Origin of the sequence: Phenylobacterium hankyongense, assembly GCF_003254505.1 — a bacterium.
GTDB lineage: Bacteria > Pseudomonadota > Alphaproteobacteria > Caulobacterales > Caulobacteraceae > Phenylobacterium > Phenylobacterium hankyongense.
In genome coordinates this window covers 2,574,102-2,594,432 of record NZ_QFYP01000001.1, presented here as the reverse complement: position 1 = coordinate 2,594,432, position 20,331 = coordinate 2,574,102, and the positions used below count along the sequence as shown (strand labels likewise).

Below are 20,331 nucleotides of genomic sequence, written 5' to 3'. Positions count from 1 at the left end.
GTATTCCATGAGAACCCTGATGATCGCCCTGCTCGCCGGGGCGGCCGCCACGGGAGCCCACGCCCAGGACGCCAAGGACTGGCCGAACTACGGGCGCGACGCCGGGGGCACGCGCTTTTCGCCGCTCAAGCAGATCACGCCGGCCAACGTCGGCAAGCTCAAGCTCGCGTGGAGCTACGACATGCGGCCGGCGGGCGTGGCCAAGCCGGACAACGCGGCGCTCGAGGCGACGGCCCAGATGCGCTGGATCGCCCAATCGGGGATCCGCCCGATGCCGATGCCGGGCGGCGTGCGGTCCCCGCCGCTGGCGACGCCGCCGCGTCCGGCCGCCGCCGCGCATGCGGTGATCACGGCCACCTCAGCGTCCCAGTTCACGCCCATCGTGATCAAGGGCGTCATGTACCTCGGCACGCCCTTCAACCGGGTGGTGGCGCTCGACGCCGCGACCGGCAAGGAGAAGTGGGTGCTGGTGCTGCCCAACAATGAGCAGACCGCGCCCCGGGGCATCCACTACTGGGCCGGCGACGGCCACAATGCGCCGCGCCTGGTGGTCACGACCCGCTCCAACAAGCTCACGACGATCGACGCGGCGAGCGGCAAGATCATCGAGAGCTTCGGCGACAAGGGCTGGCTGGAGCTGCGCACGCCCGACGTGATGAACGGCTTCGAGAACGGCGCGCTTTCCGGCAACGCCTTGCCGGTGATGTTCCAGAACCTGGTCATCGTCGGCTCCCGCGGTCAGGAAAGCCCGGTCGAGGGTCCGAAGGGCGACGTGCGCGCCTTCGACGTGCTCACCGGCAAGCTGGCGTGGACCTTCCATTCCATTCCCGAACCGGGCGATCCGAACTTCGGCACCTGGGCGGGCGACAGCTGGAAGAAGCGCGCCGGCGTCAACGTGTGGAACATGGCCACCGTCGATGAGCAGCGCGGCATCGTCTACCTGCCGTTCGCCGCGCCGGCCAACGACCGCTACGGCGCCGACCGGATCGGCGACGGCCTCTACGGCAACTCGCTGGTGGCGGTGGACGCCAGGACCGGCAAGTACCTGTGGCACTTCCAGACCATCCACCACGACATCTGGGACTCCGACCTGCCGGCCGCCCCGACGCTGGTGGACGTCAAGCGGGACGGCAAGGTCATTCCGGCTGTCGCCGCCATCAACAAGAAGGCCCTGTTGTTCATCCTCGACCGGGTGACTGGCAAGCCGCTGTTCGAGGTTAAGGAGACCCCCGTCCCCGCCAGCGACACGCCCGGCGAAAAGGCCTCCCCGACCCAGCCGATCCCCGTGAAGCCGCCGCCGCTCGCGCGGCAGTCGATCGACCTCGACACCGACATCTCGGACGTCACGCCCGAACACGAGGCCTACTGCAAGAAGTGGGTCGCCGAGAACAAGATGGTCGGGACCAAGGCCTACCAGCCGCTCGGCTTCAACGTTCCCACGGTCACCTTCCCCGGCAGCGGCGGCGGGGTGAACTGGGGCGGCGGCGCCTTCGACAAGGCCAACGGCAACTACATCATCAACATCACCAACGTCGGCAGCCTGCAGTTCCTGGCCTACAATCCGGCCGGCGAGCTCGTGCAGCCGACCTCGGCGAACAGCTGGTTCTCCGACGTGCACGAAGGCCTGCCCTGCCAGAAGGGCCCCTGGGGCGAGCTCGTGGCGGTGAACGTCAGCACCGGCGACATCGCCTGGCGCACGCCGCTCGGCGTCACCGACAAGCTGCCGCCGGGCAAGCAGAACACCGGCCGGCCCAACGTCGGCGGTCCCATCGTCACCGCCGGCGGCCTGATCTTCGTCGCCGCCACCGACGACAAGCGTTTCCGCGCCTTCAACGCCCGCACGGGCAAGGAGGTCTGGCAGGCCAAGCTCGCCGCCGCCGGGCACGCGACGCCGCTCACCTACCAGGGCGCCAACGGCAAGCAGTACGTCACGCTGATGGCGACCGGCGGCTCCTATGTCGGCGACCCGTCGACCAGCGACAATCTCGTCACCTACGCCCTCCCCTAGGCCCCAGTCCGAGCAGACACCCATGTCCTCATCCCGAGCTTCCTGGTCAGCGTTTCTGAGCCTCGCCGTGATCGCCGCCGCCCTGCCGGCCGGGGCGGCGCAGGGCGGCTCGCCGCCCGCTCCGTCGGCGCCGGCCCCCAAGGCCGCTGCAACGACCGAGGCCCCCGAGGCGGTCCTGAAACGGTCCTGCCAGGCGTGTCACGACCTGGGGGTCATCACCCAGAGCAGCCATACGGCCGACGAATGGCCGGCGATCCTGCAGCGGATGCGGTCCAACGGCGCCAACGTCACCGACGCGGAGCTGAAGGCCATCCAGGCCTATCTGATCGACAACTACTCCGCGACCCAGTGAGCGGCCGGATCGACCTTGGCCTGCTCGTCGCGGCCCTGACCGCCGCGCTGGCCCTTTCCCCCGCCGCCGCCGCACCGCAAGCTGGCGTCATGGATGCGCGCGCGCAGATCGCCGCCGCGCCGTCGGCGACGATCACCAACGGGCTGATCACGGCCACGGTGCTGCTGCCCGAAGGCGACAAGGCCTTCTATCGCGGAACCCGCTTCGACCGATCGGGTGTCGTCAGCGCCCTCGCCTACAAGGATCGCCAGTTCTACGGCCCCTGGTTCGACCGCATCTCCGGCGAGGTGCGCGACTTCGCCTATGACGGCGACGACATCGTCGCCGGCCCGAACACCGCCATGGTCGGGCCCGCCGACGAGTTCGACTTCGACACCCCGCCGGGTTGGGCCGAGGCCGCGCCGGGCGGCGTCTTCGTCAAGATCGGCGTCGGCGTGCTGCGCCGGCCGGACGATGCGAAGTACTCGCCGTTCCGCACCTACGACCTCGTCGAGCCCGGCCGCCGCACGGTGAAGATCGGCAAGGACGCCGTCACCTTCACCCACACCTTGGCGGAGCCCACGACGGGCTATGGCTACGTCTACGCCAAGACCCTGCGGCTGCCGAAAGGCCAGCCGCGGCTGCTGATCGCCCACAGCCTGCGGAACACCGGGACGAAGCCGATCGTCACGACCGTCTACAACCACAACTTCCTGACCTTTGGCGGTGCGGCGCTGGGCGAAGGCCTGTCGATCACGACGCCGTTCCAGATCACCTCGGGAAGGCCGCCATCGGCCGAGGCCGCCGCCATCCGCGGCCGCAGCATCGCCTATCTCAAGACGCTGCGGGACAAGGACCGGGTGAGCTCGTCGATCGAAGGCTTCGGGACGACGGCGGCCGACAACAGCGCCACCGTCCACGACGATGGCCTGCGGGCCGGCGTCACGTTCCACGGCGACCACCCCCTGTCGAAGATGCAGCTGTGGTCCATCCGCTCGGTCGTGGCGGTGGAGCCCTTCATCACCCTGGTCGTCCCGCCCGGCCAGGAGGCGCACTGGACCTACGCCTACGACTACGCAGCGGCTTAGGCCCGCGCCCCGGCGAAAGCGCCGTCGAACAACGCCAGTGCGCCTGACCATCATATGTCAAAGGCGCAGCACTGAATTCTGAGACACCTTGTCGGCGGCCATATCGGGAGCGCGAGCTCACAAAGGCCGTCTGAACGGCGTACGGTGACGTCCAAGGGCGGCGGAGTTGGAGGGCGGGCGCCAGCCATGTCCGGTCGACCGGAAAGCCCACCGAAAAGCCTTGGCGGAGTGCTTGCCGGCGCCGGCCTGGTGATCGTCGCCACCGTGCTGCGGGCCCAACTCGGCCGCGTGTTCCCGCACCTGACGGAGTTCGGGCTCTACTATCCGGCGGTGCTCGCCGCGGGCCTGCTGGGCGGCTGGCCGGGCGCGGTGATCGCGGTCGCGGGCAGCGTGTTCTCAGGTTGGTTCTTCTTCGTGGAACCGCGGGCGGTGCTCGACGCGCCGACCAAGGCGGCCAACATGGCGATCTTCCTGGTGGCGAGCTCGCTCGTCGGTTTCGCCGGGGCGCGGATCCGCACCCTGATCCGGCGCTATCGGCAGACCAACGCCCTGCTGGCCGAACGGGAGCTGCGCTACCGCACGCTGTTCGAGTGCGTCTCCGACGGCTTCCTGCTGATCGAGCCTGCTCAGGACGCACTGGGTCGTACGACGGACTATCTGATCCTCGAGGCCAACCCCGCGATCCTGCGCATTCTGTCGGCGAATACCTCGATCGTCGGGCGGCGGGTGAGCGAGGTGCTGCCGGTCCCGGTGACCGGATGGCTGGAGCATTGCAATCGCGCCACCGCGGGGGACACGGTCACCTTCGACTTCCAGAGCCCCGCCACCGACCGGTGGTACGAGATCCACCTCAGCCGGGTGGGCCGAGGCCAGCTCGCCGCCTTCATCGTCGACGTCACCGACCGCAAGCTTTCCGAGAGCCGTCACCTGGAGCTCTTCGAGGAACTGAACCACCGCGTGAAGAACAACCTCAGCATGGTGTCGGTCATGCTCAGCATGCACGCGCGCGCCAGCCATCAACCTGAGGTGCAGGACCAGCTCCAGCGGGCCATCGACCGCATCCAGGCCATCGCCGACGTCCACGCCAGTCTCTACCGATCGAGCAGCCGCGACGACGTCGACTTCGCCGGCTATCTGCAGCAGCTCTGCGACCGGCTCTCCGGATCCCTCCTGCCCGATGATCGGATTCGGATCGAGCTCGACGCCCAGCCGGCCACCAGCCTCCCGCTGGACAGGGCCGTCGCCTTGGGTGTGGTGGTCAACGAGCTGGTCACCAACGCCGTCAAGCACGCCTACCCGCCGCCGGCCCGCGGCGTGATCCTGGTGAAGCTGCGCCACGCGGGCGACACCCTGACCCTGTCGGTCTCCGACAACGGCCGGGGCCTGCCGCCGCCCGGGTCGAGTGAAGGATTGGGCATGCGCCTGATCCGCTCCCTCGTGCAGCAGGCGGGCGCCATCCTGACCGTGGAGCAGGGCGAGGGCGTGACGTTCGTCGTACGGCTGCGCGAGGCCGACGCGCCGCCGTTCGTCAAGGAGGCGCAGAGCCGGCTCCTCTGACCAGCAACAAGGAACGTGTGAGCCGATTTTCCGATTTCAAACGCCTCGCGATCCGTCGGCTGTCCGACGCACCCGCGGCGTACGCAGTCCCTCCGGCGAAAAAGGCTCCCATGACCGACGTCGCAGCGCGCGAAGCAGCTGTCGCCTCGCTTCCGAACGAAAATCCGGGCGCGCCGGTCGGAAGCCCCACCCGGCAGGTTGACGTGGCCATCGTGGGCGGCGGTCTGAGCGGTTCGCTCGCGGCCGTCGTGCTCGGCCGGGCCGGATATCGCGTGGCGCTGATCGATCGCTATGCGGTCTTTCCGGCCCAATTCCGCGTGGAGAAGTTCACGGGCTACACGATCGAGGCGCTCGGCCGTCTGGGGCTGCTCGACGTCCTGGCCGCCGCCGCCACGCCCTTCGACCAGGTGGTCAACGCGCGCCGCGGCCAGATCATCGACCGGTCCGAGGGCGCGCACTACGGCATCCTCTACAAGGACATCGTGCGAACGCTTCGCGCGCAGCTGCCCGCGTCGGTCGAGTTCCTCGTCGATCGCGTGGCGGACATCGAGACGGGCCCGGATCTCCAGCGGGTTGAGCTCGCCGGCGGCGAGGTGCTCGAGGCGCGCCTGGTCGTGCTCGCCACCGGCATGGGCGACATCCTGCGCGAGAAGATCGGAATTGCGCGGCGCGTCACCTTCGAGAAGCATTCGATCTCATTCGGGTTCAGCATCTCCCCCGCCCCCGGCCAGGCGTTCGATTTCCCCGCCCTCACCTACTACGGAGAGACGGTGGCCGACCGCGTCGACTATCTGAACGTCTTCCCGGTCGGCGAGGTCATGCGCGCCAACCTCTTCACCTTCCGGGATCAAGGCGACCCATGGGTGGGCGAGCTGATACGAGCGCCGAAGGCGACGCTGCTGGCCACCCTGCCGGGTCTTTCGCGCTTCCTCGGCGATTTCCAGATGGCCAGCCCGGTGCAGGCCTGGGTCATGGATCTCTCCGCCATCGAGAACCACGAGCAGGACGGGGTGGTGGTGGTCGGCGACGCGTTCCAGTCCTCCTGTCCGGCGGCCGGCGCCGGCGTCCCCCGGCTGATGGCCGATGTGGAACGCCTGTGCACGGCGCACCTGCCGCGCTGGTTCCAGACGGCGGGCATGGGGCGCGAGAAGATCGCCGAATTCTACCAGGACACCGGCAAACAGGCGTCCGACCGCCGCGCCCTGAAGTCTTCGCGGTATCGCCGGACCCTGACCATCGACACCAGCGTTCTCGGGACCGCTCATCGGCTGCGGGCGTTCGCGCCCAGGCGTCCCCTGGCGTGGCTCCGGGACCTCCGACGCTAGGCGCCTGGTCCCGAGGCGCACCCGCCCCCTCGCGTGGTATGGGGCAGCCGGCGGCCGCCCTCGCCTCCCAGGGGTCGCGACCCTATAAAAGCGCCGAGGGCGGGAGGACGCGACATGAGAGGGCAGGCCATCGCCGCGGTCCGACCTCGGGTGGTCATCGTGGGCGCGGGGTTCGGCGGCCTGGAGGCGGCCCGAGCGCTGGCCGGCGCTGCGGTCGAGGTGGTGGTCATCGACGCCAAGAACCACCACACCTTCCAGCCCCTGCTCTATCAGGTGGCGACCGCGGCCCTGTCCCCGGCCGCGATCGCGTGGCCGATCCGCCATCTGCTCAAGACCCAGGCCAACGCCCGGGTGCTGATGAGCCGGGTCGTCGCCGTCGATCCGACCGCGCATCAGGTGCTGACCGAGGCCGGGCCGGTCGCCTACGACCAGCTGGTGATCGCCACGGGCGCCACGCATTCCTATTTCGGCCACGACTCCTGGGAGGCCTTCGCGCCCGGCCTGAAGACCATCGAGGACGCGCTCGAGATCCGCCGGCGGATTCTGTCCGCGTTCGAGCGCGCCGAGCTGGCCGGCGACGACGGGGCGGCGCCTGAGCTCACCACCTTCGTCGTGGTGGGCGGCGGGCCGACGGGCGTCGAGCTGGCCGGCGCCATCGGCGAGATCGCCCGCGACGCCCTGAAGTCGGAGTTCCGCCACATCGACCCGGCCGCCGCCCGCATCGTGCTGGTGGAGGCCGGGCCGCGGATCCTGCCGACGTTTTCCGAGGCCCTGGCCGCCGACGCCGCGCGCCGCCTGGCCCGCTACGGCGTCGATGTCAGGACCCGCGCCAAGGTCGTCGACGTCGACGCCTCGGGCGTCACGCTCGAGGACGGGCGGATCGACGCCGCCACGGTGCTTTGGGCCGCCGGGGTGAGGGCTGGGGCCCTGACGGCCGACCTTCCTGGCCAACACGACCGGGCCGGCCGGGCGCAGGTGGCGGCGGACCTGTCGCTGCCCGGCCACCCCGAGATCTTCGTGATCGGCGACGCCGCCGCCCTTGCCTCGCCGGACGGCCGACCGGTCCCCGGCATCGCGCCCGCGGCCAAGCAGATGGGCGCCTATGTCGGCCGGCTGATCGCCAGGCGGCTGTCCGGGCGGTCCCCGCCGCCGGCGTTCCGCTACCGGCACGCCGGCGATCTGGCCACCATCGGCCGTGGCGCAGCGGTCGTGAGGCTGGGCGCCATCCAGCTGACGGGACTGCCCGGCTGGCTCTTCTGGGGCTTCATCCACGTGTATTTTCTGATCGGCCTGCGGGCCCGGTTCTTCGTCGCGCTCGACTGGCTGTGGAGCTACGTCACCTATCATCGGGGCGCGCGACTGATCACCGGCGCGTAAGGGAACTTTGAGCCCAAGGCGGCGCTTCTAGAAACAAGAGCGCCTTCAAGTGAATCGCATGGCCAGGCATCGCTACCGGAGCCAGCCGGCACTCCAGCGGAGCAGCGGTCGGACGCCGTCCGCGATCCTGGGGCTAGGCCTCCTCGCGGGGGTCGCCCTGGGCGCCGGCGCGCTGGTCAGCACGCTGGTCAGGGGCCCTGGGCCGGGTCCCGACAAGATCCAGGCCGCGCCCCGGGACGAGCCCGCGCGCCTCGCCGCGCCCGTGGACACTCCGGCGGTCGTAGCGCCCGTAGAGCCCGTAGAGCCCGTGGCCCCTCCGCCGGCGGCGACGACAGTCCAGGCGACCCCTGAGCCGCAAGCCGCGCCTCCGCCGGTCGTCAAACTGAAGGCGCCGACCCCCGCCCGGGTGGCCCGGGTCGCCCGGACGGCGAAGCCGCCGAGCTACCCCACCTTCAAGCCGATGACGACGCAGGAGCAGTGGGAGCGACAGCAGCTCGACTATGAGCGCGCTCGACACGCCTACGACGCCGATGAGCGGAGGGAGGGCTATCGCTGGGCGCAGCAGAACAACATCAAGGTCAAGCGCTATTGCGCGGCCGCCGAGCAGCGCAGCCCCGCCTTCGTCGACGGCTGCATGGACTACCTTCGACCCTCGAAGACCAAGGCGCCGGATGAGCCGCGCGAGCCGGCCGGCCTCGATCCCTCGGACCCCGGTTAGCGCGAGGCCCAACGAGCGGCGCACTAGGTCATGTCCGGTTCAGGCGCCGGCGCGCAGCCTCCGTCGTGGGACGCGTGGAGATGCCCATGAAAGTTCGTAAGACCCTTGTCGCCCTCGCCGGCCTGGCGCTGCTGCTGTCGGCCGGCGTCGCGTCGGCCCACGACCGCGGCCGCTATTACGAGGGGCGGTATGTGACCACCTACCGTCCCGAGGTCAGGTATGTTCGCAGGACCATCGTCGTGCGTGAACGCGTGTGGCGGCCGGTCCGCCACCGGATCCACCCTCGGGCGGTCTACATGTCTCCCTACTACGGCTACGGGCCCAGCTATTATCGCTATGGGCCGAGCTATGCCTACTCGGACATCCCGCCTTGGGAACGTCACCATCAGCACGAGCGGTGGGAACGAGAACGCTGGGAACGGCCCTGGTAGCTGCCCGCTCCAGGGCCAGCGCCGGTTAGGCCGTGACCACCGCGCCGTCGACGGTCCGCACCGGCCAGGGCGTCAGCGACGCGCCCAGGCAAGGCCCGCCGACGCAGCGGCCGTCTTCGGGTTCGAACAGCGCGCCATGCCAGGCGCACTGCAGCAGCCGGCCGTCCGGGGTCTGATAGGCGTCGAGCACCTGGACCAGCGGGAACCCCATGTGCGGACAACGGTCGACGTAGCCCACCACCTCCGGTCCGCGCCGCACGACGAAGCCGTGGAAGCGCGCCTCGCCGATCTGCAGCACGAAGCCGCGGGCGCCGCGTTCGGCGATGTCCGTCAACGCGCACAGGCGAACGCCGGCCGGCGTCCTGTCCAGCCGGGCCGGCGCGGCCTCGGTGGTCATCCGACAATCACGAGGCGTCGGCGCCCGGGACCTGGGCCTTGGTGAAGCCGTCCCAGCAGTCGTCGTAGTCGAGCTGGGCAAGCGGCGTGTCGGTCGCAAACCGCGTCGGCCGGATCACCCAGCGGCTCTCGAACATGAAGGCCAGGGTGTTGTCGATCTTGTGCGGCTTCAGCTCGGCGGTCACCGCGCGCTCATAGCTTTCGCGATCCGGTCCATGGCCGCTCATGCAGTTGTGCAGCGACGCGCCGCCGGGCGCGAAGCCGCCGGCCTTGGCGTCGTAGGCCCCGTGCACCAGGCCCATGAACTCGCTCATCACGTTGCGGTGGAACCACGGCGGCCGGAAGGTGTCCTCCGCCACCATCCAGCGAGGCGGGAAGATCACGAAGTCGCAGTTCGCAGTCCCCGGCAGCTCCGAGGGCGAGGTCAGGACCGTGAAGATCGACGGATCGGGATGGTCGAACGAGACCGTGTTGATCGTGTTGAACCGCGCCTGGTCGTATTTGTACGGCGCCAGCGAGCCATGCCACGCCACCACGTCGAACGGCGAGTGGTCGAGGGTGGTGGTCCACAGCCGGCCCTGGAATTTCTGGACCACCTCGGTGGGCGCGTCGCGGTCCTCGAACCAGGCCTGCGGGGTCAGGAAGTCGCGGGCGTTGGCCAGGCCGTTGGAGCCGATCGGCCCGAGCTCCGGAAGCCGGAACAGGGCGCCGTAGTTCTCGCACACATAGCCGCGCGCGGTCGGCGCCTGCAGCGCCACGTGGAAGCGGACGCCGCGCGGGATCACCGCGATCTCGCCGGGCGCGACCGACATCCGGCCGAGCTCGGTGGTCAGGAGCAGCGCGCCTTCCTGCGGCAGGATCAGCAGCTCGCCGTCGGCGTCGTAGAAGACCCGATCGCGCATCGTGCGGTTGGCGGCGTAGAGGTGGATAGCCGTCCCGGCCGAGACGGCCGGGTCGCCGTTGCCGGCGTAGGTGACCAGGCCGTCGACGAAGTCGGTGGGCGCCTCAGGGATCGGCAGCGGGTCCCAGCGCAGCCGATTGGGGCTGGGCGGAAGCTCGTCGAACGGGCCGGAGCGGACCAGGGCGCCGCCGGCGTAGGGCCGGTAGGGCCGATGGCTGGCGGTCGGCCGCAGCCGGTACAGCCACGACCGGCGGTTCTCGCTCCGCGGCGCGGTGAACGCGCTGCCGGAGAGTTGCTCGGCATAGAGGCCGTAGGGCGTGCGCTGCGGCGAGTTCCGCCCCGCCGGCAGCGCCCCGGCGACCGCCTCGGTCGAGACGTGGTTGCCGAAGCCGGATTGATAGCCCAGCCCCGCGGCCTTGATCGCCGCGGCGTCCGCCCGGGACGTGATGTCGTCGGCCATGCCTACTCCGCGGGCTCCACCTTGATGACGCCCCGGCGGATCTGATCGAGCTCGATCGACTCGAACAGCGCCTGGAAGTTACCGTTGCCGAAGCCTTCGTTGCCCTTGCGCTGGATCACTTCGAAGAAGATGGGCCCAAACAGGTTCTCGGTGAAGATCTGCAGGAGGATGCCCTCCTCCTTCACGTCGCCGTCGATCAGGATGCGGTTCTTCCTCAGCCGCTCCAGGTCCTCGCCGTGGCCCGGGACGCGCTTGTCGACCAGCTCGTAATAGGTCTCGATGGTGTCCTGCAGCTGCACGCCGCGGGCGCGAAGCTTCTCGACGGTTTCGTAGATATTGTTCGTGGCCAGCGCCAGGTGCTGGATGCCCTCGCCGTTGTAGTCGCGCAGGAACTCCTCGATCTGGGACTTGTCGTCCTGGCTCTCGTTCAGCGGAATCCGGATCGCCCGGTCCGGCGCGATCATCGCCTGGCTGAACAGGCCGGTCGCCTGGCCCTTGATGTCGAAGTACTTCTGCTCCTCGAACCCGAACAGCTTATTGTAGAAGGTCGACCAGGTCCGCATCTGGCCGCGGCGGACGTTGTGCGTCAGGTGGTCGAGCAGGTCGAGACCGACCCCGTTCTGCGCCGCGGCTTCACGCCAGCCGGGGACTTCCTCCCAGTCGGCGAAGGGGTCTGCGTCCACCAGATAGAGCAGCGAGCCGCCGATGCCTTCGATGGCCTTGGCCTGCGGCAGCGCGCTCGCCGAGGTGTCGGCGGCCACCGCCCCGCGCTCCAGCGCCGTCGCATAGGCCTGCTCCGCATCGGCGACCCTGAAGGCCATGCCGTTGGCCGAGGGGCCGTGCGCCGCGCGGAACGCCTCGGCCTGCCCCGGCCCGGCGTTCAGCAGCAGGTTGATGCGGCCCTGGCGATAGAGCGTCAGCCCCCGTTCCGGGCGGCGCGCCGCCGCCACGAACCCGAGCTGCTCGAACTGCGCCGCCATCGCCTTCGGGTCGGGCGATGTGAACTCGGCGAAGGCGAAGCCATCGAGGCCGAGGGGGTTGTTCGGATCGGCGTTCATTTTCCAGGGCCCTGCAAATTTGGTATCAACAGAAACTATCTCCCACGCCAAAGTGGTGTCAATTGATACTTGTTAAGGGGGCTGGACGGCGGGGGGCGGCCATGGCTCCTAACCGCATGCAGCGTTCCGGAGATGCGCGGGCGATGACCAAGCCACGGGTGCTCAAGCTCGACGCGTTCGTGCCCTACCGGCTGTCGATCGCCTCAAACACGGTGAGCGACGTGATCGCCGGCGCCTACCGCGCCCTGTTCGGCCTGAACGTGCCGGAGTGGCGGCTGGTGACGGTGCTGGCCGAGCGCGGCAGCGTCAGCCAGTTCGAGCTGGGCGCGGCCACCCGGATGGACAAGGTGACGGTGAGCCGGGCCGCCATCGGGCTGGTGGAGCGCGGCCTGGTCCGGCGCTCGCCCAACCCCGAGGACAAGCGGTCCCACCTGCTGGCGCTGACCGCCGAGGGCCGCGCCCTCTACGACCAGGTCGCGCCCAAGGCCCTGGCGCTGGAAGACGCCATCCTCGCGGAATTCAGCCACGACGAGGTCGCCACCCTGCTGGGGATGTTGCAACGCCTGCAGACCGCCGCCGGACGCCTGGCGGACCCGGAGACATGAACTTCGACACATGCCGCTGCGCTTTGAAAAATGACGGCCCTCGTACGGTCGCAGTTGGCCGGCAGCTTGGCTGCTGATCTGCAAAAGCGAGCTGCGTTCATGACACGATGGGTTTACGGCCTGGGCCTCTGCCTCGCCTTGTTCACGGCCGAGGCCGCAGCCCAGCCGGGTGATCGTGGCGGCGAGCGCATGCGGGGGCCGAGGAACCTCTATATCAGCCCCTGCGGCCAGCCCTTCCGGGCCGCCGAATCCGAGCCCTATCCGGTCGGCGTGTGGTTCGCCAAGACCGACCTGAACGCCGACGGCGTCCTCGACCGCAGCGAGTTCAGGGCCGAGGCGACCGCCTTCTTCCACGTGCTCGACCAGGACCAGGACGGCATCATCTCGGGGCCCGAGATCAGCCGCTACGAACACGCCATCGTTCCGGAAATCCTCAGAGGCGCGCAGGTCGGCGCCAACGAGGCTCCGGCCCGTCTGTTCCTCGCCCAGATGGGCGGGGGAATGGGTGGAATGGGCGGCGGCGGCATGGGCGGCGGCGGAATGGGTGGTGGTGGTGGCGGCGGTGGTGGTGGCGGCGGCGGACGGGGGCATCGCCAGGACGGCGCTCCCCCGGCGGCCGGAGGCGCTGCGAAGGGACCTTCGATGGAAGGCGCCGCGCCCTTCGACCTCCTGGCCGAGCCCGAGCCGGTGAGCGCTTCCGACACCGACCTCGACGGCCGCATCACCCTGGCCGAGTTCCTGGCCGCGGCCGATCGGCGGTTCCGCAAGCTGGACACCGACGGCGACGGCAAGCTCACCCTGGCGACCTTGCCGCATACCCAGCAGCAGAAGATGGCCGAGCGGCGTCACGGCGGCGCGGCCTGATCGAAGCGTCCTCGTCGCCGGCGCGCGACCGTCATTCCAGCACCGTCCGACGCCCGGCGCGGCTCAGCGCCCGCCGCATTGCGCTGGCCGGGTCGATCCTGCTGCACGCCGCCGCGCTATGGGCCTTCCTCCAGTCGCACCCCGCCGGGCCGCCCGCCGACCCGCCCGCGATGCTGGTCTATCTGACGCCGCGCGCCGCGCCGCCGCCGCCAGCCGAGCAACCCGTCAGACCCACAGCGCCCCGCCCGCGCGGCGCGGCGCCCGTCCCGCACCAGGTGGAACGCCCCGCCGAACTGAGCGGACCCCCGCTCGCCGCGCCGCCCGCCGCGACCGCGGCCTCACCCGGCAAGCTGGAAGGGACGATGGCGCACTCCCTGCGGGCCCGCCTGGGATGCGAGCACGCGGAATTGCTGGGCCTCACCGACGCGGAGCAGCAGGCCTGCGTCGACGCCCTGGCCGCCGGCGGCAAGACCGCGCCGCTCTACGCGGTGATCTCGCCGCGCAAGAAGGCGATCTTCGACGGCGACTGTGCGGAAGACGACGACTGGTGCCTGTACCGGGTCGGCAAGGGCCCCTACCCCGGCCTGCTGGGCCTGGGGCGGCGCAAGCCTCACTAGGGCCTTGAGGCCCGGGCCGATCAGCCCCAGCCGCCGCCCAGCGCGCGCACCAAATCGACGCTCGCCTGCAACCGGCGCGAATTGAGGACGATCACCGCCCGCTCGGCTTGCAGCGCCGCGGTCTGGGCGGTCACCACGTCCAGGTAGGTCGACGCCCCCTGCCGATAGCTGGTCAGCGCCAGGGCTTCGGTGCGTTGCGCGGCCTGGGTGGCCTCCTGCTGGTCCTGCGCCTCCACCGCCAGACGGTTGGACAGCGCCAACTGGTCCTCGACCCCGCGGAAGGCGTTGAGCACCGTGGCCCGGTACTCCGCACTCGCCTGATCGAAGACGGCGCGGGCCTGCTGCACGCCCGCCTTGCGCCGGCCGCCGTCGAAGATCGCTCCAAGCAGCTGCGGCCCGATCATCCAGAAGGTGTTTGGCGCGGCGATCAGGTCGATGCCGCCGGACGACTGCCAGCCGCTCGAGCCGCTGATCGTCAGCGAGGGGAAGAGAGCCGCGCGCGCCACGCCGATCTGGGCGTTGGCCGCCGCCGCGCGCCGCTCGGCGGCCACCACGTCGGGCCGCCGCTGCAACAGGAGCGAGGGCGCGCTGACCGGGACGTGGGGCTGCGGCAGCGCGGCCGTCGTCGGCGCGAGGCTGAACTGCGAGGCGCTCTCGCCCACCAGGGCGGCGATGGCGTGCTCGTAGAGCGCCCGCTGGGCGCCGACGTCGGAGATCAGCGCCTTGGCGGTGGAGAGCTGGGTCTGCGCCCGGCCGACATCCAGGCCGGTGGCGGCGCCGCCGTCGTGCAGCACCTGGGTCAGCTGCAGGGCCCGGGCGTAGGCCCCGGCGGTGTCCCGCAGCAGCCGGTCCTGGGCATCCAGGCTGCGCAGGGCCAGGTAGTCGTCGGCCAGCGCCGCCTGCAGGCTCAGCCGGACCGATTGGAGGTCGGCGGCGCTGGCCTGGGCCCGGTCGCCGCTGGCGGCCACCAGGTTGCGCACCCGCCCCCAGAGGTCGAGTTCGTAGGCCAGCGAGACGCCGACCTGGTTGGCGGCGTAGTTGTTCGGGCCGCCGGTCCGCAGGGGCGCATTGTCCGAGCGATGGGTGTCCTGCGTCAGGGCCCCGCCGTCGAGCTCCGGAAACAGGCCGGCGCGCGCCTGGGCGGTCAGGGCGTTCGCCTGGTCGTACGCCGCCGCCGCGGCGGCGAGGTCCGGGTTGGCCTTCTCCACCCGCGCTTCCAGGTCGTCGAGCACGGGATCGGAGAACATCGCCCACCAGACTCCGCGCGGCTGGGCGTCGGCGGGGGCGGCCGGCGTCCACGGGCCGAGTTCCTTGTAGGTGGGCGCAACGGCGATGGTCGGCGGGGCGTAGGGCGGCGCCAGCGAACAGGCGCTCAGCATCGCCGCCGTCGAGACGGCCGCCAGCAGCCTAGGCGTGCGCATTCGCGGCTCCCTTGCCGGCCGCGGGCGTCATCACCCGCACCAGATCCCCGTCGGCCAGCGACTCCGGCGGGTTGTCGACGATGCGGTCGCCCTCGCCCAGGCCGGCGCCGATCTCGACGCTGGACCCGAGATCCCGCGAGATCGTCACCTTCCGGAGCTTCACATGGCTGTCGGGCCCGACCACCGCGACCACCGGTCCGTCGTGGCGGAACTGCAGGGCGCTGGAGGGAATCCGCGTCGTGGTGGCCGCCGAGTCCATGTTGAACGTCGCCTGGGCGTATTCGCCCGGCTTCAGCCGGCCGTCGGTGTTGTCGAGCTGCAACTGGACCAGCACCGTGCCGCTCTGGGCGTTCACCGCCTGGGCGTCATTGACCACCGCCGCCTTGAAGACCTGGCCGGGATATTCCGGCACCGCCAGCTTGGCGGTCACGCCCGGGCGGATCAGCGCGGAATAGATCTGCGGCACCCGCACATAGACGCGCAGGCGATGCTGGTCGGCGACCGTGAACAGCGCCGGATCCGCCGCGCTTCCGGTGGTGATCAGCGCCCCGATGTCGGTGTTCCGCGTGGTGACGACGCCATCGAACGGCGCGGTGATGCGCTTGAACGACTCCAGCGCCAGCAGGCGGTCGAGGTTGGCCTTGGAGGCGTTGACCGCGGAGGTCTTGGCCGCCAGGTCGCCTTCCTTGGTGTCCGCGTCCTGGCGCGAGACCGCATCCTGGGCCAGCAGGCCGGCCCATCGCTTGGCGGTGGTGTCGGACAGGTGCTGGTTGGCCTGGGCGGTGGCCAGGTCGGCGCGGGCCTGCATCACCTGCTGGTCGAGGTCCGGCGTGTCGATCTCGGCCAGCAGCTGGCCCGCCGTCACGTGGGAGCCGATGTCGACGTACCAGCGCTTCAGGTAGCCCCCGACCCGGGCGTGGATCGGGGCGTTGTTGAAGGCCTGGACATCGCCCGGCAGGACGAGGTCGCGCGAGCCGCCGTCGGCCGCCTGGATCAAGCTGACCGTGGGGATGGTCTGCTCGTGCGTCCAGGTCTGCAGGCCCTTGTCGGCATAGACGCGGCTGGCGACGCCGGCGACGGCGACGGCCACGGCGATCGCCGCGGCGGCCACGCCGGCGAGCTTGAGCCGGCGCGTGGGGATGCGGCCGGGGGCCGCGATGGGATCAGGCATACGACTCTCCGGGGACCGGATCTTGCGCCGTGCGGGCGGCCTTGCGGCCGTGCACGAGGCTGAAGACGATCGGGACGAACATCAGGGTGGCTATGGTGGCGGCGATCAGGCCGCCGATGACGGCGCGGCCCAGCGGGGCGTTCTGTTCGCCGCCTTCGCCGAGGCCCAGCGCCATGGGCGCCATGCCGATGATCATGGCGAGCGCGGTCATCAGCACGGGGCGGAAGCGGGTGAAGCCCGCCTCGATCGCCGCGCCGACGGCGTCGCCGGTGGCCGCGAGCCGCTCGCGGGCGAAGCTGATCACGAGGATGGAGTTGGCGGTCGCCACCCCCATGCACATGATCGCACCGGTGAGCGCGGGCACCGAAAGCGTCGTGCCGGTGGCGAACAGGATCCAGACGATGCCCGCCAACGCCGCCGGCAGGGCGGTGATGATCACGAACGGGTCCAGCCACGACTGGAAGTTCACGACGATCAGCAGGTAGATGAGCACGACGGCCGCCGCCAGGCCGAAGAACAGGCCGGAGAAGGCGCTGTTCATGGTCAGCATCTGGCCGCGGAGCGTGACCGTGGCGCCCTGGGGCCGGTCCTTTTCGGCGGCCTTCATGATCTTCTGGATGTCCTTGGTCACCGCGCCGAGGTCCCTGCCCTGGGTAGTGGCGAAGATGTCGATCACCGGCTGGATGTCATAGTGGCTGACGACCGCCGGCGCGCTCTCGCGGGTGATCGTCCCCAAGCCGCCCAGAACCTGGGCGCCATTGACCGACCCGGCGCCGGTGATCGGGATGTTCTCCAGGTTCGCCAGGCTGCTGACCCGGTATTCGGGGGTCTGGGCCACGATCGGGTAGGACACGCCGTTCTGCGGGTTCAGCCAGAAGGTCGGCTGCCCCTGCGAACTGCCGGCCAGCGAAGTGCCGAGGCTGCTGGTGACGTCGCGTTCGTTCAGGCCCAGCTGCGCCATCCGGGAGCGGTCCACGTCGACCCGCAGCTCCGGCGCGCCGTTGGGCTGCTGGATGCGCACGTCGGCGAGGCCGGGCACCGCCCTGATCTTGCGCATCAAGCTCTCGGCATAGGCGCGGTTCTTGGCGGCGTTGGGTCCGGAGACCTGCAGGTCGATCGGGGCCGGCTGGCCGGCGTTCAGGATCTGGCCGACGATGTCGGCAGGCAGGAAGGAGAAGGCCGAGCCGGGGAACTCCCGCGGCAGGAGTTCACGCAGCCGCTTCACGTAGCCGGCGGTCGGGTGGTGGCCCTCATTCAGGCTGATCAGGATGTCGCCGTCCTGCGGCCCGATGATGCCGGAGTTGTTGTAGACCATGTTGATCCCGCTGTTCGGGATGCCGATGTTGTCGATCACCGAGCCCATCTCGTTGGCGGGAATGACCCGGCGGATGGCCGCCTCGACGCGGCCGAATTCCAGCGACGAGTCCTCCAGCCGCGTCCCCACCGGGGCGCGCACGTGCAGGCTGATCTGGCCGGAATCCACGGCCGGGAAGAAGTTGCTGCCGAGGAAGGGCGCCAGGCCGAAGGACAGCACGACCACCGCCAGGAAGCCGATCACGAACACCCGCCGGGCGGACATCGCCATCACCAGCAGGTCGCGGTAGCCCTCCCGGATGCCGTTGAAGCGGCTCTCGAAGCTCCGCTGGAACCGGACCATCGGATTGCGGGACGGCGCGGCGGCGTGGCCGTGTTCGGCGGCGCCCTCGTAGCCGAGTTGCTCCGGATTGTGCGGCTTGAGCAGGTACATGGCCAGCGTCGGCACCAGCGTCCGCGACAGGATGAAGGAGGCGATCATCGCGAACACGACCGACTCGGCCATGGGCACGAACAGGAAGCCCGCCACGCCCTTCAGCATGAACATCGGCACGAAGACGATGCAGATGCAGAGCAGGGAGACGAAGGCCGGCGTGACGATCTGATTGGCCCCGTCGAGGATGGCGGTCTTGACGTCCTTGCCCTGCTCCAGGTGCCAGTTGATGTTCTCGATGGTGACGGTGGCGTCATCGACCAGGATGCCCACGGCGAGCGCCAGCCCGCCGAGCGTCATGATGTTCAGGGTCTGCCCGATCGCCGACAGGCCGGCGATGGCGGCCAGCACGGCCAGCGGGATCGACACGGCGATGATTACCGTCGAGCGCCAGCTTCCCAGGAACAGCAGGATCATCAGGCTGGTCAGGGCCGCGGCGATGGCGCCTTCCTTGACCACGCCGGAGATGGCGCCCTTCACGAACACCGACTGATCGTTCAGCGGCGTGATCTTGAGACCGGCCGGCGTGACTTCCTTCAGGGCCGGCAGGCGGTCCTTGATCCCCTGGACGATGGCGATCGTCGACGCCGTGCCGTTCTTCAGGACGGTCGACAGGACGGCCCGCGCGCCGTCGACGTGGACGACGTTGGTCTGGGGCTTGGCGCCGTCGCGGACCTGGGCGACGTCGCGAATATAGATGGTGGCCCCGCCCACGGTCTTGATCGGCAGGTTGTTGAGCTCGTCGATCGCGGCGACCGCATCGTTGAGCTTCACGGTGTATTGGTAGGAGCCGATCTTCGCCTGGCCGACCGGCAGGATCTGGTTCTGGGCGGCGATGGCGTTGGTGACGTCGCTCGCCGACAGGCCCTTGGCCTGCAGGGCCTGCGGGTCGAGGTCGACCTGGATCTGGCGCACCTGGCCGCCGAAGGGGAACGGGATGGCGGCGCCCGGCACGCTGATCAGGCGCGGCCGGATGACGGTCTGGCTGAGGTCGAAGAGCTTCTGCTCGGACAGCGCCTTGTCGGCCTGCGCCAGCTGCAGGATCGGCACGGTCGAGGCGCTGTAGTTGAGGATCAGCGGCGGGATCACGCCGCTCGGCATCTGCTTGAGCGCCGACTGGGAGACCGAGGTGACCTGGGCGGTGGCGGTGCGGATGTCGACGCCCGGCTGGAAATAGATCTTCACCACGCCGATGCCCGGCAGCGACTGGCTCTCGATGTGGTCGATGTTGCTGACGGTGGTGGTGAGCACGCGCTCGTAAGGCGTGACGATCCGCCCGGCCATCTCATTGGGCGGCAGGCCGGCATATTCCCAGACCACGCCGATCACCGGAACGCGGATGTCGGGGAAGATGTCGGTGGGGGTTCCCAGCGCGGCCATGACCCCGAAGATCATGATCAGCAGCGCCATGACGATGAAGGTATAGGGGCGCTGCAGAGCGACGCGGACGATGGCGTTCAAGCGGCCTGCTCCAAGGTGGATGCTAGGGGGTCCCGCGCGCGCCGGGGGGGCTGGCGGCGCGCGGGACCGGCGCAGTATTGCTGCGCTGGGGGGTAATGCGCCCGGCCACCTAAATCCGACGTGTCAGCCGGATGAATATAGTTTCATGTTGGTCTCCAGCCGGTAGCCGTGACCGCGGACGGTGGCGATCATCGGCGCGCCGAACGCCGCGGCGAGCCGCGCGCGCAGCCGCGCCACCGCCGTGCGCACCCGGTCGGCGCCGCTGTCGCCCACCTCCCCCCAGACGTGTTCCAGGATCTGCTCGGCGCCGACCACCTCGCCGGCGCGGCCCAGGAGATAGTCGAGCAGGGCATAGTCTCGCATCGGCAGCATCAGGCTGCGCCCGCCCATCCGCGCCGTCCGGGCGGCCGGGTCCAGCGCCAGGGCCTGCGGCGGCGCAGCGGCGTGGCGACGCCCCAGCCCGACCAGGGCCGACAGCCGGGCCTCCAGCTCGATGAACTGCACCGGGCGCAGGAAGCAGGCGTCGGCGCCCGCGCGCAGCAGGCGCGTCCGCTCGGCCGCGGTGGCGGTGTCGACCACCAGGGCCAGGGCGCCGCCGCCCGCCGCCGCGATCCGGCGCGCGAGCGCCTGGTCCGGCTGCGCGACCTCGACCAGCACCACGTCGTACTCGCCGCCGGCGCAGCTCAGGAGCAGGTCGGGCAGATCCGGCGCCGTCTCCACCACGTGGCCGGCCTCGACCAGGGCGTGGGCGAGATAGCCGTCCCCGCGCGGCAGGCCTGCGTGCAGGACGCGCAC

At 70.3% G+C, this 20,331-nt stretch carries 18 protein-coding genes; 11 read left to right on the top strand and 7 right to left on the bottom strand.

Annotated elements, in window-relative coordinates; all coding sequences use genetic code 11:
- The first annotated feature begins 7 nt into the window (after window positions 1-7).
- From DJ021_RS12505 to DJ021_RS12470, 8 genes are all read left to right on the top strand, one after another.
- Window positions 8-2,008, top strand: a complete 2,001-nt coding sequence (locus DJ021_RS12505) for an outer membrane protein assembly factor BamB family protein (protein WP_111457860.1) — start codon at window positions 8-10, stop codon at window positions 2,006-2,008.
- Window positions 2,009-2,075: 67 nt separating this feature from the next.
- Window positions 2,076-2,360: a cytochrome c gene (locus tag DJ021_RS12500; protein ID WP_111457859.1), complete on the top strand. Its 285-nt coding sequence runs from the start codon at window positions 2,076-2,078 to the stop codon at window positions 2,358-2,360.
- On the top strand, window positions 2,357-3,427 hold the full coding sequence (locus DJ021_RS12495) for a hypothetical protein (protein ID WP_111457858.1): 1,071 nt from the start codon (window positions 2,357-2,359) through the stop codon (window positions 3,425-3,427). Before DJ021_RS12500 ends, DJ021_RS12495 begins: the two co-directional genes overlap by 4 nt.
- A 228-nt stretch (window positions 3,428-3,655) precedes the next feature.
- Window positions 3,656-4,984, top strand: a complete 1,329-nt coding sequence (locus DJ021_RS12490) for a sensor histidine kinase (RefSeq protein ID WP_165837206.1) — start codon at window positions 3,656-3,658, stop codon at window positions 4,982-4,984.
- Window positions 4,985-5,001: 17 nt separating this feature from the next.
- The gene (locus tag DJ021_RS12485; protein WP_133255003.1) at window positions 5,002-6,309 is read left to right on the top strand and encodes an FAD-dependent oxidoreductase; all 1,308 of its coding nucleotides are present in this window, start codon (window positions 5,002-5,004) and stop codon (window positions 6,307-6,309) included.
- Window positions 6,310-6,423: 114 nt separating this feature from the next.
- On the top strand, window positions 6,424-7,686 hold the full coding sequence (locus tag DJ021_RS12480; RefSeq protein ID WP_111457855.1) for an NAD(P)/FAD-dependent oxidoreductase: 1,263 nt from the start codon (window positions 6,424-6,426) through the stop codon (window positions 7,684-7,686).
- Between the two features lie 307 nt (window positions 7,687-7,993).
- On the top strand, window positions 7,994-8,404 hold the full coding sequence (locus DJ021_RS18720) for a hypothetical protein (RefSeq protein ID WP_133255002.1): 411 nt from the start codon (window positions 7,994-7,996) through the stop codon (window positions 8,402-8,404).
- 86 nt (window positions 8,405-8,490) lie between these two features.
- Window positions 8,491-8,835, top strand: a complete 345-nt coding sequence (locus tag DJ021_RS12470; protein ID WP_111457853.1) for a hypothetical protein — start codon at window positions 8,491-8,493, stop codon at window positions 8,833-8,835.
- 25 nt (window positions 8,836-8,860) lie between these two features.
- Here the strand turns inward: DJ021_RS12470 and DJ021_RS12465 are convergent, their stop codons facing one another.
- Genes DJ021_RS12465 through hppD form a run of 3 tightly spaced genes read right to left on the bottom strand, consistent with a single transcriptional unit; the run spans window position 8,861 to window position 11,650 of the window.
- Window positions 8,861-9,232 carry a Rieske (2Fe-2S) protein gene (locus tag DJ021_RS12465; RefSeq protein WP_111457852.1) on the bottom strand — a complete coding sequence of 124 codons (372 nt, stop codon included), beginning with the start codon at window positions 9,230-9,232 and terminating at the stop codon, window positions 8,861-8,863.
- Window positions 9,233-9,239: 7 nt separating this feature from the next.
- Window positions 9,240-10,592 (bottom strand): homogentisate 1,2-dioxygenase, encoded by a 1,353-nt coding sequence (gene hmgA / locus DJ021_RS12460; RefSeq protein ID WP_111457851.1) that lies wholly within the window; start codon window positions 10,590-10,592, stop codon window positions 9,240-9,242.
- A 2-nt stretch (window positions 10,593-10,594) separates the two neighbouring features.
- Complete coding sequence (hppD, locus tag DJ021_RS12455; RefSeq protein WP_111457850.1) at window positions 10,595-11,650, bottom strand: 4-hydroxyphenylpyruvate dioxygenase; 1,056 nt, start codon at window positions 11,648-11,650, stop codon at window positions 10,595-10,597.
- 143 nt (window positions 11,651-11,793) lie between these two features.
- Here hppD and DJ021_RS12450 point away from each other — a divergent pair, with 143 nt between their 5' ends.
- The 3 genes from DJ021_RS12450 (at window position 11,794) to DJ021_RS12440 (ending at window position 13,736) form a co-directional block, all read left to right on the top strand.
- Window positions 11,794-12,255, top strand: coding sequence for a MarR family winged helix-turn-helix transcriptional regulator (locus DJ021_RS12450; protein ID WP_111457849.1), 462 nt, complete (start codon window positions 11,794-11,796; stop codon window positions 12,253-12,255).
- A 99-nt stretch (window positions 12,256-12,354) separates the two neighbouring features.
- Window positions 12,355-13,119 (top strand): EF-hand domain-containing protein, encoded by a 765-nt coding sequence (locus DJ021_RS12445; RefSeq protein WP_165837205.1) that lies wholly within the window; start codon window positions 12,355-12,357, stop codon window positions 13,117-13,119.
- A 362-nt stretch (window positions 13,120-13,481) separates the two neighbouring features.
- On the top strand, window positions 13,482-13,736 hold the full coding sequence (locus tag DJ021_RS12440) for a hypothetical protein (RefSeq protein ID WP_111457847.1): 255 nt from the start codon (window positions 13,482-13,484) through the stop codon (window positions 13,734-13,736).
- Between the two features lie 20 nt (window positions 13,737-13,756).
- On the opposite strand, the gene DJ021_RS12435 is transcribed toward DJ021_RS12440, so the two are convergent.
- The 4 genes from DJ021_RS12435 to DJ021_RS12420 form a co-directional block, all read right to left on the bottom strand.
- Window positions 13,757-15,157 carry an efflux transporter outer membrane subunit gene (locus DJ021_RS12435; RefSeq protein WP_111457846.1) on the bottom strand — a complete coding sequence of 467 codons (1,401 nt, stop codon included), beginning with the start codon at window positions 15,155-15,157 and terminating at the stop codon, window positions 13,757-13,759.
- The gene (locus tag DJ021_RS12430) at window positions 15,144-16,328 is read right to left on the bottom strand and encodes an efflux RND transporter periplasmic adaptor subunit (protein WP_111457845.1); all 1,185 of its coding nucleotides are present in this window, start codon (window positions 16,326-16,328) and stop codon (window positions 15,144-15,146) included. Before DJ021_RS12430 ends, DJ021_RS12435 begins: the two co-directional genes overlap by 14 nt.
- Window positions 16,321-19,536 carry an efflux RND transporter permease subunit gene (locus DJ021_RS12425; protein ID WP_111457844.1) on the bottom strand — a complete coding sequence of 1,072 codons (3,216 nt, stop codon included), beginning with the start codon at window positions 19,534-19,536 and terminating at the stop codon, window positions 16,321-16,323. Before DJ021_RS12425 ends, DJ021_RS12430 begins: the two co-directional genes overlap by 8 nt.
- 123 nt (window positions 19,537-19,659) lie before the next feature.
- Window positions 19,660-20,331, bottom strand: a complete 672-nt coding sequence (locus DJ021_RS12420; protein WP_111457843.1) for a response regulator transcription factor — start codon at window positions 20,329-20,331, stop codon at window positions 19,660-19,662.